Source organism: Labilithrix sp., assembly GCA_019637155.1.
GTDB lineage: Bacteria > Myxococcota_A > Polyangia > Polyangiales > Polyangiaceae > Labilithrix.
Genome location: JAHBWE010000008.1, coordinates 202,802 through 217,937, shown reverse-complemented (window position 1 = coordinate 217,937; position 15,136 = coordinate 202,802). Strand labels below are relative to the sequence as shown.

At 72.8% G+C, this 15,136-nt stretch carries 14 protein-coding genes; 8 read left to right on the top strand and 6 right to left on the bottom strand.

What is annotated here, in order from left to right; translation table 11 throughout:
* The first annotated feature begins 47 nt into the window (after window positions 1-47).
* From KF837_18695 to KF837_18680, 4 genes are read left to right on the top strand one after another with little or no spacing between them, the layout of a single operon-like run.
* Window positions 48-1,037, top strand: a complete 990-nt coding sequence (locus KF837_18695) for a hypothetical protein (protein ID MBX3229355.1) — start codon at window positions 48-50, stop codon at window positions 1,035-1,037.
* The gene (locus KF837_18690) at window positions 1,034-1,498 is read left to right on the top strand and encodes a hypothetical protein (protein ID MBX3229354.1); all 465 of its coding nucleotides are present in this window, start codon (window positions 1,034-1,036) and stop codon (window positions 1,496-1,498) included. The genes KF837_18695 and KF837_18690 overlap by 4 nt, the downstream gene beginning before the upstream one ends.
* Window positions 1,499-1,512: 14 nt before the next feature.
* Entirely contained in the window at window positions 1,513-3,000 is a 1,488-nt protein-coding gene (locus KF837_18685) for a protein kinase (GenBank protein ID MBX3229353.1), read from the top strand.
* Window positions 2,997-4,043, top strand: a complete 1,047-nt coding sequence (locus KF837_18680) for a hypothetical protein (protein ID MBX3229352.1) — start codon at window positions 2,997-2,999, stop codon at window positions 4,041-4,043. Before KF837_18685 ends, KF837_18680 begins: the two co-directional genes overlap by 4 nt.
* Before the next feature lies 1 nt (window position 4,044).
* Here the strand turns inward: KF837_18680 and KF837_18675 are convergent, their stop codons facing one another.
* Together KF837_18675 and KF837_18670 are read right to left on the bottom strand one after the other, a co-directional pair.
* Entirely contained in the window at window positions 4,045-5,046 is a 1,002-nt protein-coding gene (locus tag KF837_18675; GenBank protein ID MBX3229351.1) for an LD-carboxypeptidase, read from the bottom strand.
* 10 nt (window positions 5,047-5,056) lie between these two features.
* Window positions 5,057-6,166 (bottom strand): DUF1704 domain-containing protein, encoded by a 1,110-nt coding sequence (locus KF837_18670; protein ID MBX3229350.1) that lies wholly within the window; start codon window positions 6,164-6,166, stop codon window positions 5,057-5,059.
* A gap of 147 nt (window positions 6,167-6,313) precedes the next feature.
* Here KF837_18670 and KF837_18665 point away from each other — a divergent pair, with 147 nt between their 5' ends.
* The gene (locus KF837_18665) at window positions 6,314-7,693 is read left to right on the top strand and encodes a PhoH family protein (GenBank protein ID MBX3229349.1); all 1,380 of its coding nucleotides are present in this window, start codon (window positions 6,314-6,316) and stop codon (window positions 7,691-7,693) included.
* A gap of 6 nt (window positions 7,694-7,699) precedes the next feature.
* Here KF837_18665 and KF837_18660 read toward each other — a convergent pair whose 3' ends face one another.
* The 4 genes from KF837_18660 to KF837_18645 are packed head-to-tail and all read right to left on the bottom strand — an operon-like array spanning window position 7,700 to window position 12,208.
* Window positions 7,700-8,866: a hypothetical protein gene (locus KF837_18660; GenBank protein ID MBX3229348.1), complete on the bottom strand. Its 1,167-nt coding sequence runs from the start codon at window positions 8,864-8,866 to the stop codon at window positions 7,700-7,702.
* Window positions 8,866-9,777, bottom strand: coding sequence for a hypothetical protein (locus KF837_18655; protein MBX3229347.1), 912 nt, complete (start codon window positions 9,775-9,777; stop codon window positions 8,866-8,868). Before KF837_18655 ends, KF837_18660 begins: the two co-directional genes overlap by 1 nt.
* Before the next feature lie 5 nt (window positions 9,778-9,782).
* Window positions 9,783-10,850, bottom strand: a complete 1,068-nt coding sequence (locus KF837_18650) for a hypothetical protein (protein ID MBX3229346.1) — start codon at window positions 10,848-10,850, stop codon at window positions 9,783-9,785.
* Window positions 10,847-12,208, bottom strand: coding sequence for a serine/threonine protein kinase (locus KF837_18645; GenBank protein ID MBX3229345.1), 1,362 nt, complete (start codon window positions 12,206-12,208; stop codon window positions 10,847-10,849). The genes KF837_18650 and KF837_18645 overlap by 4 nt, the downstream gene beginning before the upstream one ends.
* Before the next feature lie 149 nt (window positions 12,209-12,357).
* Here KF837_18645 and KF837_18640 point away from each other — a divergent pair, with 149 nt between their 5' ends.
* The 3 genes from KF837_18640 to KF837_18630 all read left to right on the top strand — a co-directional run bounded on the left by KF837_18640 (window position 12,358) and on the right by KF837_18630 (window position 15,127).
* The gene (locus tag KF837_18640; protein MBX3229344.1) at window positions 12,358-12,882 is read left to right on the top strand and encodes a hypothetical protein; all 525 of its coding nucleotides are present in this window, start codon (window positions 12,358-12,360) and stop codon (window positions 12,880-12,882) included.
* Window positions 12,879-13,349 (top strand): hypothetical protein, encoded by a 471-nt coding sequence (locus KF837_18635; GenBank protein ID MBX3229343.1) that lies wholly within the window; start codon window positions 12,879-12,881, stop codon window positions 13,347-13,349. The genes KF837_18640 and KF837_18635 overlap by 4 nt, the downstream gene beginning before the upstream one ends.
* 80 nt (window positions 13,350-13,429) lie before the next feature.
* Entirely contained in the window at window positions 13,430-15,127 is a 1,698-nt protein-coding gene (locus KF837_18630) for a hypothetical protein (GenBank protein MBX3229342.1), read from the top strand.
* Window positions 15,128-15,136: the final 9 nt, after the last annotated feature.

Genomic DNA, 15,136 nt, shown 5'->3' with positions numbered 1-15,136 from the left:
CTTTCACGATCGCAAACCCCGGTCTGCTTGTGGTTGACTGCGAGGCGATGAACCCGCGAGGAGCAAGCGTCGGGCTCGGGTTCTTCGCCGCGATGGCGTGCGGCTCCGGGACCGCGCGCGCCCAGGCGACGGGGCAGGACGTCGCCACCGCGCAGGCCCTCTTCGACGAGGGCAAGCGGCTCATGGAAGCGAAGGACTTCGCCGCCGCTTGCCCGAAGCTCGTCGAGAGCCAGCGCCTCGATCCGGGGGGCGGGACGCTCTTCGCGATCGCGCTCTGCCACGAGGCCGAGGGCAAGACCGCGACGGCGTGGGCCGACTACACCACCGCGCTCGCGGAGGCGCGGAAGACGGGGCGCAAGGACCGCGAAGAGGCGGCGGCGAAGAAGGAAGCGGAGCTCGAGTCGAAGCTCACGCGCATGCGCATCGTCGTGTCCGCGAGCGCGCCGGGCTTCGCGCTCACGCGTGACGGCGTCGCGGTCGGGGAGGCGCAGTGGGGCGTCGCGCTGCCGATCGATCCGGGCGCGCACACCTTCGCGGCGAAGGCGCCGGGCAAGATCGACTGGACGAGCACGGTCGATCTGCGCGGGGAAGGGGCGACGATCGACGTCGTCGTGCCCGCGCTCGCGGACGCGCCGCCGCCGCCGCCTCCGGCCCGGGTGGAGGTCGAGAGGCCGAGGCCCGCGCCGGAGGGGTTGAACGCGCAGAAGGTCTGGGCGGTGGTCGTCGGCGCGGCGGGCGTCGTCGGCGTCGGGGTCGGCGCCGGGCTCGGGATCTCGGCGTTCTCGAAGTGGAGCACGGCGGAGGAGCAGTGCCCGGACCGGCGCTGCCCGAGCCAGGAGGCACGACGGCAGGGCGACGAAGCGGCGAAGAGCGCGGGGACGGCGGCGGATCTGTCGACCGTGCTCGTCGGCGTCGGCGCCGGCGCGCTCGTGGCCGGCGTCGTCTTGTGGATCACGGCGCCGCGGAGCGATCACCGCGCGCTCTACCTCGCGCCGGCGCGGAGCGGCGTGGGCCTCTCGCTCGGAGGCGCGCTGTGAAGCGATGGGTCGTGCTCGCGATCGCGATCGCGGGGTGCCGCACCATCGTCGGGATCGACGACCTCGAAGGTCCGATCGGCGGGCCGGGGCCGGGAGGAGGACCGGGCCTCGAGGGCGGAGCGGACGCGCCGAGCGGCGGCGACGACTGCCGTGGAAGGAGCGACTGCCGGAGATGTTGCAAGGAGTCGTTCCGGTTCGCCGAGCGCTTCGAGCGGCCCGACGCCGGAGGTTATCGCTGCCTCTGCCGTGACGATCGTTGCGGCGGCGTGGGCAAGGGCTGCACGGCGGAGTGCGCGACGGGGATGAGGTTGTCCGGCGAGGCGGGGGCTCCGAGCCCATGCATCGTGTGCGTCGACGACGAGCTCGCGCGGCGCGAGGGCTCTTGCGAAGACGACGGCTGCGGCGACGACAAGGATTGCCGCGACGGGCTCCGGTGCATGCAGTCGTGCCAGGGCCCGTAGCGTATACTCCGCTCGTGGCGGAGGACCGTACGTTCATCGAGTCCCTGAAGGGGATGCGGATCGGCGGTCGTTACGTCGTCGAGAAGGTCCTCGGCGCGGGCGGCATGGGCGTCGTCGCGACCGCGAAGTACCCCGAGCTGCAGCAGCGCGTCGCGATCAAGTTCCTCCGCCCCGAGCACGCGTCGAACGAGATCCTCCACGCGCGCTTCGTCCGCGAGGCCCGCCTCGCCGCGCGCGTGAAGAGCGAGCACTTCGTCCGCGTCTTCGACATCGGCAAGCTCCCGACCGGCGTCCCGTACCTCGTGATGGAGCTCCTCTCCGGTCACGACCTCGCCGACGAGCTCGTCGCGAACGGGAAGATGAAGGTCGAGACCGCGCTCGAGTGGGTCCTCCAGGCGTGCGCCGGCATCGCCGAGGTCCACGCGCTCGGCGTCGTTCATCGCGACCTCAAGCCGTCGAACCTCTTCATCGCCGAGGCGGCGGGCAAGCGCCTCCTCAAGGTGCTCGACTTCGGCATCTCGAAGGAGAGCAGCGCGAAGGTCGACGGCGCGCCGCTCACGTCGACGGACAACCTCCTCGGCACGCCGCAGTACATGTCGCCCGAGCAGGTGCGCGCGTCGAAGGACGTCGACGCGCGGAGCGACATCTGGGCGCTCGGCGTCATCCTCTACGAGACGCTCACCGGCAAGCGGCCCTTCGTGTCGGACGAGAACGCGACGGGGGAGCTCTTCGCGAAGGTCCTCTACATCGATCCGGCCCTTCCGCGCGAGCATGAGCCGAGCCTTCCGGTGGAGCTCGAGGCCGTCATCATGAAGTGCCTCGCGCGCGATCGCGGCGAGCGTTACGCGGACGTCGCCGCGCTCGCGGAGGCGCTGCGGCCGTTCGCGCGCGAGGCGTCGCATCTTCACATCGACGCGGTGACGCAGGCGCTCACGATGAAGCGGTCGATCCCGCCGCCCGAGCTCGACGACCCTGCACCCGCCTTGGGGGTCGCGACGACGACGCCCGACGTGAAGCGCAGCTCCGGCCCGAGCTCGCGCCCCACCGAGCAGGCGCCGGTCACGGCGATGACGTCCGCGACGGGCTCGCGCGCACGCGAGCCGAAGACGAGCAACAAGAAGGCCGCGTTCGGCCTCGTCGCGGTCGCCCTCGCGGTGGCCCTCGTCGCCTTCGCGCTCACACGCCCGCCCGCGCCGATGGTCGCGTCCTCACCGCCCCCGGCCGCATCGAGCGTCGCGTCTTCGCCGCCGCCGGTCGCGTCGCTCGTCGCGTCGTCGCCGCTTCCGGTCGTGTCCTCGCCGAGCGCCGCCGCGCCGCCGCCTGCGCCGAGCGCCGCCGCGCCGCCGGCGTCCGTCGTCGCGGAGCGTCCGCGCGCGCCGTTCAACGCCGGGATCGTGAAGACGACGCCGCGTCCGCCGGCGGCGCCTTCCTCCGCGCCGGCCGCGCCGGCCGCGCCGGCGAAGCCGCCGAGCCCCGGCTCGCTGATCGAGGACCGCAAATGATCCGCCGCTCTGCCTTCGTGCTCGTCGCCGCGCTCGGGATGTTCGCGACGCTGGCGGCGGCGTCGTGCTCGGACGAGCCCGAGCCGACGTTCCTCCAGGCGCTCGACCTCGCGAAGCCCGACGGCAGCGGCCTCGCGTTGCCGTTCGATCGCAACAACCTGCTCGAGAGCGGCGCGTTCACCGACTCCGACTCGCTGAACCGCGACGCGGTGCAGAGGTTCCTCGCGCGGACGCCTTACCTGCGTTCGAGCTTCCTCGAGACGTACCAGTCGAACGGCATCCGCGCGTCCGACGCGATCTTGGCGGCGTCGGTCAAGTACCGCATCAACCCGCTCGTGTTCCTCGTCCTCGCGCAGACGACGGAGGGCCTCGTCGGCGCGCGCGACTACGTGTTCCCGCCCGAGCGCGTCGAGTACGTCTTCAAGTGCGGCTGCATCAAGGCGACGAAGTGCCTCCCCGAGACGGCGGGCTTCGATCGCCAGGTCGACTGCCTCGGCCGAACCCTCCGCGACATGCTCGATCAGATCCGCGCCGGCGACCGCACCGCCTCGGGCTGGGGTCCCGACATCACCGGCACGACGCTCGACGACCTGAAGGTCACGCCCGCCAACGACGCGACGGCGGTGCTCTACGCCTACAACCCGCGCGTGAACGAGAACGCGGGCGGCGGCGCGTGGGTCTTCTGGAACGTCTGGAACCTCTACGCCGCGCGGATGGACTACGTCGGCCCGCTCGGCGGCACCGACGGCAAGTGGATCGGCGAGCCGTGTACGTTCGACGCGGAGTGCTCGCGCGCCGGCGAGAACGCGGTCTGCGCGACGGCGGAGTACCCCGGCGGCATGTGCACCGTGAGCTGCCCCGGCTCGTGTCCCTTCCAGCCCGGCGCGGCGGAGGCGTTCTGCGCCCTCTTCGAGGAAGGCTCGTTCTGCCTCAAGCAATGCAACGTCGGCGCTGCCGGCGCCTGCCGCGAGGGCTACGAGTGCAAGCGCGTGAAGAACGAGCTCGGGGACTCGGAGGGCGTCTGCTTCCCGGCCGCGCTCTGACCTACGAGACCGCGGGCTCGAGCAGCGTCACCGTCGCGCGGGCGGCGTCGATCTCCACCTCGCATCCGAGCGGCAAGAGCCACTGCGGATCGGTGTGGCCGAATTCGCAGCTCGTGAGGACGACCATGTCGGGTCGCTCCGCCTCCTCGACGATGACCTCGCCGATCGCCGCGTCGAGCGCGGCCTTCATCGCCGCGTCGTAGCCGCGCGCGCGCCCGATCAAGAGCGCCGACACGTGCTCGAGCCGCCCGCCCGCGAGCCACGAGCGCAGAGCGCGGCGGTAGGCGTCCGGCGGCGGCGCGGCCTCGGAGCCCTCCACCATGATCACCGCGCCCGCCCAGTCGGCGGGCTCCGGCCACCACGTCGTGCCCTTGATCGCCTCGAGCGTCTCGAGGCATCCGCCGTAGAGCCGCCCGCGCGCCACGCCCGCGCCGAGGAGCCGGCGCGCCCCCGCGTCCGCGACGAGCGCGCGCGGAGACCAGTCCGCCTCGTAGCCCTCGCACGCGACTCCGAAGCGCGGGTACTCGAAGCGCGGCACCGCGTCGAAGAGGATCGCGCGGAGCATCGCGCGGTAGCTCGGCGGATAGCGCTGCGCTTGCGCGAGGCCCGCCATCACGGAGGGGCCGTGGAACGCGACGACGCCGTGATGGACGAGCCAGGAGAGGAGCGTCCCGCTGTCGGAGTAGCCGAGGACGATCTTGGGATCGTTCCGCAGGTGCTCTTCCTTCAGCTTCGGCAGGAGGCGAACGGAGTCGTCGCCGCCGATCGAGGTCACGATCGCGCGCACCTCCGGATCGGCGAACGCGGCGTGCAGGTCGTCGACGCGCGCTCGCACCGGCGCGTTCGCCGCGCGCGTCGTGGGGTATTCACGGACGCGCAGCCCGAGCTCCGCGAGCGCGCGGAGGCCCGCCTCGAACGCGGCCGGAAACTCGGCCGGCCCGCCCCACGACGGCGAGACGACGGCGACGAGATCGCCTTCGCGGAGGCGGCGCGGCTTCCGCAACGCGCGCCCTTCAGCCGAGGCCGGCGTTGCTCGGCGGCTCGGTCGCGCGCGCGCGCTTCACGAACGGCGCGAGGGTCGGGATCGCGTCGATGCTCACCTGGCCGCTCGTGAGGAAGCCCTCGTCGGCCGGCTTCTTCGCGAGGTGCTCGCCGACGCGGATGAAGGCCTCGAGGTAGATGCGCTCGCGGCCGAGCCCCGGCGTCGTGCCGTCGCTCCCGCGGTAGGTGCGCTCCGCGATCAAGACCGCCTCGCGCACGGTGAGCCCGTGCTCCTTCACGAGCGCCTCGACGTTCTCGTGGAAGCGCGCGCCGCCGTCCATCGCCTCGACCGCGAGGTGACGCGCGGCGAGCTCGCGCTTGCGCTTCGGGCCGAGGAACGAGTGGCGCTCCTCGAGGACGAGCGCGAAGCCCTCCTGATCGTCGATCCCTCGCGCGGTGCCGATCTGGAAGATCGCGAGGCGGCCCTGCGCGGCGCGGGCGCGCGGGATCGCGTGCGCCTCGATCTCGTGCATGACCGTGCGCTCGACGTCCTCGCGCGTGCAGCTGCGGTTCGCGGCGACGAGGATGTGGCTCTCGCCGGTGGCGGCGAGCGCGGCGAGGGAGGGCTGCACCACGACCGCGAACGGTAACATGAGGCGCCCCACCTCCTCGCGCATGCGCGTGAGGAGCGAGCCCGGCACGTTCGCGTCGGTGAGGACCATCTCCGCGCTCGCGGGCTCCGGCGCGTCGCGGCCCTCGTTGATCCACTTGCGCGCGAGGATCGTCGCCTCGCCGGCCTTGGCCGGGTTCTCGGAGCGGAAGCGCGCGCGGGCGAGGGCGCCGAGGACGCCGGTGCCGACCTCGCTCGCGAGCGCGGCCTCGACCTCGAGCTCGCGCGCGCGATCGGCGTAGAGGCGGCCGACCGGGTGCGCGTCCGCCTCGAGGCGGTGCGCGGCGCGGGCGAGGGCCTTCCGCAGCGCGGTGTGGTCGGAGCGGGCGTAGGACCAGCGCGGGGTCGCGATGCCGCCCGACTCGAAGACGTCGACGAGGCGGGCGCGCTCCTGCGCCGCGTTGCGCGGGACGACGGATCCGAGGAGCCGGACGCTGCGGACCGCCTCGATGAGGAGGCGCTCGGCCCGCACCAGCCAGGGCGGGAGCCCAGCCGAATCTTGCGTGCTGGCGCGCTTCCGGATGGCGGGGCGCTGACTCATTCGGGCGTCCACACTAGACGATCTGGTGAGATCGGGCTACGGCTGGGAACACCTCGGACGCGCGCGCGCCAATCCCGCATGAAGAAGAACTACGTTCTCGACACGAACATCCTGCTTCACGACCCCAACGCGATCTTCAAGTTCGACGACAACGACGTCATCATCCCGATCTACGTCATCGAGGAGGTCGATCAGTTCAAGCGCGAAGGCTCCGAGCGCGGCAGGAACGCGCGCCACGTCGTCCGCCTCCTCGACGACCTCCGCGATCAGGGCGGCTCCCTCTCGAAGGGCGTCCCGATCAAGTCGGGCGGGTCGCTCACCGTCTTCGTGCCGGCGCGCTTCCCGGAGCTGCCGACCGCGATCGACAAGCAGGCGATGGACGCCGCGATCCTGCAGACCGCCTTCGAGGTCCGCGAGCAGAACGCGGGGTCGCCGACCATCTTCGTCACGATGGACACGAACCTCCGCATCCGGGCCGACGCGCTCGGCATGCCGGCGGAGACCTACGAGAACCAGCGCGTCACGCCCGAGCGCGTCGACACCGGCGTCACCGACGTCGAGGTGTCCGCCGACGAGATCGACGCCTTCTTCCAGGACGGCAAGATCCCGGTCCCGCCGCACCTCCTCGAGCCGCCGAAGGACGACAAGTCCGTCCGCGACCTCTCCCGCGCCGGAAAAGAAGGGCCCGCGCCGCTCATCGCGAACATGTGCATCCTCCTCCGCGATCGGGCGAACGCGTCCCACACCGCGCTCGGCCGCTACGACGCGGGGAAGAAGGAGATCGTCGCGCTCCGCACCCCGCGCGAGGGCGTCATCGGCGTGCGCCCGCGCAACAAGGAGCAGAGCCACGCGCTCGACATCCTCCTCGACGAGAACGTCCGCCTCGTCACGCTGATCGGGAAGGCCGGCACCGGCAAGACGCTCCTCGCGCTCGCGGCTGGCCTCAAGCGCACGATCGAGGACGGCGTCTACACGCGCATGCTCGTCTCGCGCCCGGTCATGCCGCTCGGCCGCGACATCGGCTTCTTGCCCGGCGACGTCGACGAGAAGCTGAACCCCTGGATGCAGCCGATCTTCGACAACCTCGAGTTCCTGTTCTCGAGCGGCACGCGCAAGGGCCCCCGCGCCTACGCCGAGCTCCTCGACAGCGGCCAGCTCCAGGTCGAGCCGCTCACGTACATCCGCGGCCGCTCGCTCCCGCAGCAGTACATCATCGTCGACGAGGCGCAGAACCTCACCCCGCACGAGGTGAAGACGATCATCACGCGATCCGGAGATGGCACAAAAATCGTCCTTACCGGCGATCCTGGGCAAATCGACAATCCGTACGTCGACAGCGCCTCGAACGGCCTCTCCGTCGCGGCGGACCGCTTCCGCGGCGAGAAGGTCGCCGCCCACATCACGCTGACGCGCGGCGAACGCAGCGAGCTCGCCGAGCTCGCCGCCAACCTGCTCTGACCACGCTCACGGGTGGGCGAGGCGCATGAGGCGCTTGTTCGACGTCCAGTAGATGCCGGTCGACTCCACCCTCATGTCATGGAGGAGGGGATCCGAGTCGACCTCGAGGATCGGCGGCGCCCCCGCGTCGGCGCCGAGCGGCCATCGGCGCACGTCGCCGGTGTAGTAGTTGCCGAACCAGAAGGAGCCGTTCCACGGCTCGAGCTGGAACGCCATGACGTGGAGGTTCGAGTGGAGGCGAGGCGGCGTGCCGTCGGTGAGGTGCACGCTGGAGAGCTCGCTGCGGAGCACGAAGTAGGCGCGCGGGCCGATCACGGTGAGCGCGCTGATGCCGATGCCGCCGCCGAACATGTTTTCGAAGAGCGTCCGCGGCGTCGGGTCGGTCGTCTGGGCGGTGCGGACCATCGCCGTTCCATCGGCCATGTACACCGCCCAGACGAGCGTCTGACCGCTCACGACGAGCTGGTTGATCCCGTCCTCGTCCGCGGTAAAGACGGTGGGGCTCGCGCAGGTATCGCCGTCGCAGCGGTAGATATGGGTCGAGCGCACGCCGTTCGTGACGTAGAGGCCGCTGTCGCCGGACGCGATCAGGTTCGGTTGCGGGAGGTTCGGGATCACCACCTCGGGCGTGCACGCTCCCGCCAGCGGACAGCGGACGACGCGCTTGCCCGGGTGGTCGCCGAAGTAGACGTGCTCGCCGCGCACGACGAGGTTCGTGCCCAGGCCCGCCGCGCCCGCGCTGTAGAGGGTCGCGACGGGGCCGCCGTAGATGGGGACGCGTTGCACGTCGCCTCCGCCGGTCTGGTAGTAGACGTGGCTCGAGGTGACGACGAAGGCCTCGGGGGTGTTCACGTCGATCGCGAGCACGCCCGGCTGGCAGACTCCTGCTTTGCACGCGCCCGGCCCGCAGTCGTGATCGCAGCGCCCGCAGTGACGGGGGTTGTTCGGGAGATCGACGCACAGTCCAGGCTCCGGCGGTCCCGGATCGGGCGTCGCGGCGTCGACGAGCGGCGTCGGCGGATCGTCGGGGTGGGAAGGCGCGCCCGTCTCCTCCGGCTCCGGCTCCGGCTCCGGCGATCGCGCGTCCGGCGCGTCGTGGACCGCGGGCTCGATCCCGAGGAGCGCGTTGCACCCCGCGAGGACGGCGAGCGTCGCGATCGCTGCGCGGCGCATCAAAAGCTCGAGCTCCAGGTCGGGAGCCGCGCGCTCGGCGTCGCGCTCGGGGCCGTGAGCCAGATCGCGATCGCGGCCACGAGCATCGCGCCGCCGGCGATGAACCCGATCGTCGCGACGTTCCCGGCGGTGTTGGCGGAGCGCCACTCGTCGGCGCCCTCCTCGGTCGGGCAGCGGAAGCGGAAGGTCGTCTGCGGACAGAGGTCTTCGGCGCGGCTCCTCGACGAGAGGGCGAGCGCGCCCGCGATGCTGCCGACGACGAGCCCGGCGACGCCGCCGCCGCCGAGCGCGAGGGCGAGGGTGCGCCGCCCGGAGCCGGCGGGCGCGTCCGGCGCGGTGGGGGGTGCTTCGCGTCGCGGCGCCGCGAGCTCGGGCACGGCGACGACCGTGACGGCGCCCTCCTTCGCGGTCGCGGCGAGGCGGAGCGGCGCGCGCCCCGCGGCCGTCGCGGTCAGCGCGTGGGGGCCGGGATCGAGGACGTGCTCGTCGCGCCACGTCGCGCGCGGGACGACCGCGTCGTCGATCCGGATCTCGAGCCCGTTCGCCACCGACCTCACGTCGAGCTTCACCTTCGCGAGCCGCGGCGCGAGCGCGGCGGCGCGCTCCTTCGCGAGGCGCTCGCGCTCGAACTTGCCCGCCGCGTGCGCCAGTCGCGCGACGTCGAGGAACGTCGCGTGCGCCGACGCCGTGCGTCCGAGGTGCTCGTAACAGTCGGCGAGGTTGAAGCGCGTGCCGATCGCGGGCTCGAGCCGCTCGCTCTCCGCGAGCTTTGGACATGCCTCTGCGTACTTGCCCTGCGCGACGAGCGCGTTGCCCTGGACGAAGAGCGCCTCGGCGTCGCCCCCGTCGGCGCTGGCGACCGCGGGTGTGCTCACCAGGCCCAGGACGACGAGGAGCGTCGCGCGTCTCATCCCGGCTATTGTCTCACGAGCCGGACGAGCCGACTGCCGGCGTCGTCGGTGACGGCCCAGTACAGCGTGCGGTCGGGGCCGATCGCGAGCGCGTGGGCGTTCGGTTGCTCCGCCGCGAGGACCGACGCGGGACTGGACGGCGTCTCGAGCGGGCGCACCAGCACGGCACCGTGGGTCGTGTCGGTGTAGTAGATCTGTCCGCCGCGCACGACGAAGCTGCGGATGTCGCCGTCGGCGAGCCGGTGGTTGGGGCCGGCTCCGCCGAGCTGCGTTTGGTAGAGCCCGTCCGTGGTGGAGAACACGAGCCACGCGTCGGCGACCGACAGCGCGAAGACGCCGAGCGTACCGGCGTCTTGCGGGGGCGAGACGACGCGCTCGGGGCTTGCGCGCGAGAGGTCACGCGCGAAGATGGTGAGCGGTCCGTCGGCGACCGAGCTCGCCCATACCGCCTCGTCGCTGGTGCTCGTGATGCTCCAGATGATGCGAGCTCCGCCCTCGGCGATCTGCACGTCGCTGCCCGCGCACGGGAGCACGGGGCAGTGATAGAGGCCGCTGCCCCTCGCGTACGTGGCGCCAGGGCCTGCGACCGTGAAGATGGATGCGGGCGGCGGGACCACGCGCTCGGGGCCGGTCGCCGCGCACGCGCTCTCCGGGCAGCGGTGGACGCCGGCTCTCAGGAAGTACACGGCGCCGTCTTTCGCGACGATCGTCGCGCCGAGTGAGTTCTCCGTGCTCTCGACGAAGGCCTCCGTCTCGCCACCCCCGATCGGTGCGCGTGAGATGGTGCGGCTCCTGCGGTTCGTCCAGAACACGTGCGTCGCGCCGACCGTGATGGCGTCGATGGCCATGTCCGTTGCGAGCACGGCCACGCCGCCGTCCATTACCTCGGGGCGAACGACGCCCGCGCCGGCGTCGTTCGGCGTGACGTCGTCGTCGTCGTCGCCGCTCGGGGCGTCGCGCGGCACATCGCGCTGGACGTCTCGTGGAGGATCGTACTCGCCCGCCTCGATGCCGAGGAGGGCGTTGCAGCCGCTCGCCGCGACGAGGAGCGCGAGGAGGGAGCGTCGCTTCATTCGAAGCGCGACGTCGCGACGCCGCGGGGTGAGGACGCCGCGGGGGCGGACGGCTCGGGGTCGACCTCGGGCTTCGGCTCGAGCTTGGCCTCGGGTTGCTTGCGTGACTTCGTCTGCCGCTGCTTCGCGCTCGCGGGGGTCGTCGCGCGCGCTTGCAGCTCGGTGACCACGGCGGCCGGCGCGGCCGTCTCCGGCGTCGGCGCGGGCTCGGAGGCGACCTCGGCCACAGTCGCGTCAGGGGCCGCCGTTGGGGCTGGGGCCGGCGCCGGCCGCGACGCTGCGCCGACGCGCGCGCGTGGATATACCGCGATCGCCGCGCCGACGACGGCAGCCAGCGCGAGGAGGGCGAGGAGCGCGCCGCGCCGCGTTCTCGCGCGAGGCGCGGTCGCGATCGGGCTGAGCGCCAGCGTGTGACGCTGCGCGAGCACGGTCTGCGGCAGGGTCGTGACCGGGAGGCTCGCGGGCGGGAGGCTCCCGGCCGTCATCGCGCCGACGGTGGGCGCGCCGACGCGGCCGGTCCCGAACGGCGCGATCGCCGCGGCGAACGAGGTGACGTCCGGGAAGCGGCGCTCGGCGGTCTTCTCGAGGCAACACGCGATCGCGGCGGCGACCGGTGCGGGTACGGACACATCGAGCGGTGCCGGCGATTCGGTGAGCACCATCGCGTAGATGTCCGAGACGGTCGCGCCGTCGAAGGCGGGCTTGCCGGCGAGCAGCTCGTAGAGCGTCGCCCCGAGGGCCCAGACGTCCGTGCGACGATCGACGACCTTCGCCGAGCGCATCTGCTCGGGGGCCATGTAGAGCGGGGTGCCGACCACGTCTTGTGTGCGCGTGAAGCTCGGCGCCGCGTCGGACGTGGGCGCGGCCTTCGCGATTCCGAAGTCGAGCACCTTGAGCGACGGCGTGCCGTCGGGTCGCGTCGTGAGGAAGAGGTTCGATGGCTTGACGTCGCGATGGACGATGCCGAGCGCGTGCGCCTCCGCGAGCGCGGTGCACGCCTGGAGGATGTGATCGATCGCGGTCGCGACCGGGAGCGCGCCGCGCGTCGCCACGAGCTTTCCGAGGTCGTTGCCCACCAGGTGCTCCATCACGATATACGGCGGCTCCCCCGGAGACGATCCCACGTCGAGGACGCGCGCGACGTGCTCGCCGCGTATGCGCGCGGCCGCACGAGCCTCGCGGAGGAAGCGAGCGACGACGACCTCGTCGCGCGCGAGCTCTGCCTTCAGGACCTTGATCGCGACGCGCTCCCCGAGGACGAGGTGGGTGGCCTCGAGCACGATGCCGAAGCCGCCCTCGCCGAGCGTGCGCTCGACGAGGTACTTTCCGGCCAGGATCTGCCCGCGGTCTAGCGTCACCCTCGCGGTATAGCAGCGACCAACGTGTTTTCACGTCGCGGGCGATGCAATTCGGAAGACAATGGTTCCGAAGGGTTGCGGTATCGTCGCGCCAGCCCAGCTCCGGCGGCGCCCGGCGCTCGGGGTCCGACCGCTGTATGCTTCCGCCGATGGTGTATCGTGACGCCGAAGCGGTGACGCGGCTCGCCGTGCTCGTCGTCGCGCTCGCGCTCGGCGGTTGCTCGTCGATCGGCGGGAGCGCGGTGCGGACGGGGCCGGTGCAGCTCGGCGCGTACTCCGGTCCGGTCGCGATCTACGCGACGGGCCGCCCGCCGCCGGACGCGGTCGATCTCGGCGTCGTCGAGGTGCACGCGATGCAGCAGGAGGCGACGGTCGAGACGCTCCTCCCGCAGTTCCTCGCGCGCGTCGCGGCGATCGGCGGCAACGTCGCCGTCATCGAGGGCACGCGCGCGCGCTTCGAGCTCGCGGGGCGCATGCACGTCGAGCAGTACTACTACACGTGCAGCCTCGGCGCGACGTGCTCCGGTACTCGTGTGTATTCTACAAATGACGAGCTGATGACGCTCTCGATGTTCGGGCGCGCGATGACGACGCAGCTCCCCCCCTCGAAGGACGGGCCGCTCCTCCCGCCGGCGCCTTCGCCTCCCCTCGAGCCAGAGGACAGCGAGCTGTGACCCGCCTCTCCGTGCTCCTCCCGCTCTCCGTGCTCCTCGTCGCGTGCGGCCACACCGAGACGCACCAGGCGATGTTCCGCGCGCCGGAGCCCCCGACCGGCCGCCCGGTGGAGCTCTACCTCGCCGATCAGCCGCTCCCGACCCGCCCCTACTACGAGATCGCGCTCGTGCAGGCGATCGGCTTCGGGAGCGAGGCGCATCCGGACGACGTCGCGCAGGCGCTGACGGAGAAGGCGGCCAAGCTCGGGTGCGACGCGGTCGTGCGCACGTTCCTCGATCAAGGTTATTCGCGCGCCAACGCCGCCGGCGTCTGCGTGAAATGGGTCGGTCCCCCGCAGGCGGCCGGCGCGGCCCCGGCCGGCGCGCTCCCCCGAGACAACACCGCGCCGCGGCCTTCGACCCCGCTCGTTCCCGCGCCTTCGCCGCGGATCGAGCCGCTCCCGTCCAACCCGTCGCAAGGGCGGTAGCTCGGTCGGCGGGGCGCGCGACGCATCGTGGCAAGGCGCCTCTTGCGCGCGAGAAGGGGTTCGCGCATCGTTCGCCCATCATGGACGAGCTCGAACGAACCGCGGAGACACCGGCGGTGCAGTCAGTGCGCGGGGCGGCGGTGAAGCTCGAGATGCTCGACGCCGTCGCGGCGTTCACGCTCGCCGAGAAGATGACGGGCAGCCAGCTCCTCGCGCACGGCGACCTCGCGACCGCGCTCGCGGCGGCGGACAAGGGCGAGCGCGCCGCGCTCTTCGGGCCGATCGCCGCCTTCGCGACGATGCGTGACGGCCTCCGCAAGGCCGCCGCCGCGCGCGCCGGCGTCGTCGCGCACGCGATCGCGGGGCACGGCGCGGAGGACCTCGCCGCGCTGGCCGACCTCGGCTGGGGCGTGCTCTCCGCGTCGGGACCGGAGGACTCGTTCGACCTCACGCTCGTCGCGCATCGCGCGGCGGAGGACTCGGGGGTCCCCTTCGTCGTCGTGCACGGCCTCGCGAGCTCCGCGCACGCGGCCGGCCGCGGCGTCGCGATGGTCGGCCTCCCGCACGAGCGCGCGATCCAGGCCTTCGTCGGCGCCGCCGGCGCGCCGCGCGCGCGCGCCACGGCGGGCAGCGATCGCGCCTTCGCCGAGCGCGTGCCCTTCGCGCTCGGGGCCGCGCTGCGCGAGTACGGCTCCGTGTCGGGCCGGCGTCACGACGTGTTCGACAAGATCCCGCTCGGCGAGTCGCCGCTCGTGCTCGTCGGCACCGGCCCCGTCGGCGACGCGCTCTTCTGCGCGACGGCGGAGCTCCGCGCGCGCGGCTACGACGTCGGCGCGGTGCACCTCACGTCGCTCCGTCCGTTCCCGGGGCCGCGCCTCGTGAAGGCGCTCGGTCGCGCGCTCGCGGTCACGGTCCTCGAGCCCGCCGACGAGCCGCTCACGCACGGCGCGCTCCTCGCGCGCGACGTGAAGTCCGCCTTCACCGACGCGCTCACGTGGATGCCGGGCTTCCCCGGCATCGGCCGCATCCCGAAGCTGTTCGTCGGCGCGGCGGGCTCCGCGTTCGACGTCTCGGACCTCGCCGCCGTCTGCGAGAACATGCTCGCGGACGAGCACGGCAAGCGCATCTTCTCGTTCGTCGACGTCGAGCACGCGTTGCCGCGCGCGCCCGAGCCGCACGGAGAAGAGGGCGTCGACGGGCGAGACATCGCGCTCCGCTTCGTCGTCGACGAGATCGGGACCGCCGACGCGGTGCTCGGCGTCCTCGGCCCCGCGCTCGCGAACGGGGTCGGCCTGCGGGTGCACGGCATCGTCGCCGCGAACGCGCACGGCCCCGGCGCGGTGCTCGACGTCCTCGCGTCGCGCGGGCACGCCCGCGGCGGAATGGCGCGCCGCCCGCCGCGGCTCGTCGTCGCGACGGAGCGTGGCGTGTCGAGCGCGGGCGCCGTCGTCGCGCTCTCCGACGGCGCGGTCCTCGCGGTCCTCGGGATGGATCCCACCGGCGTGCTGCCGGAGGCCGCGCGGACGGTGGTGCGCGAGAAGCGCGCGCGTGTCCTCCCGATCGCGCTCGGCGAGGCGGCGCTCTCGGTCACGATCGCGGCGGCTTGCGCCGGCGTCGCGCTCGCGGCGGCGGCGCGGGTGCTCAAGACCCCGCTCGACGGCGCGAGCGTGGCCCGCATCGTCGGCGAGTCGCTCGGCGGCGACGGCGTGGAGTCGGCGGCGGATCGCGCGCGGCGCGCCTTCGAGGCGACGCGCGACGTCCTCGCCGCCGGCGCGTGAGCTGGGGTA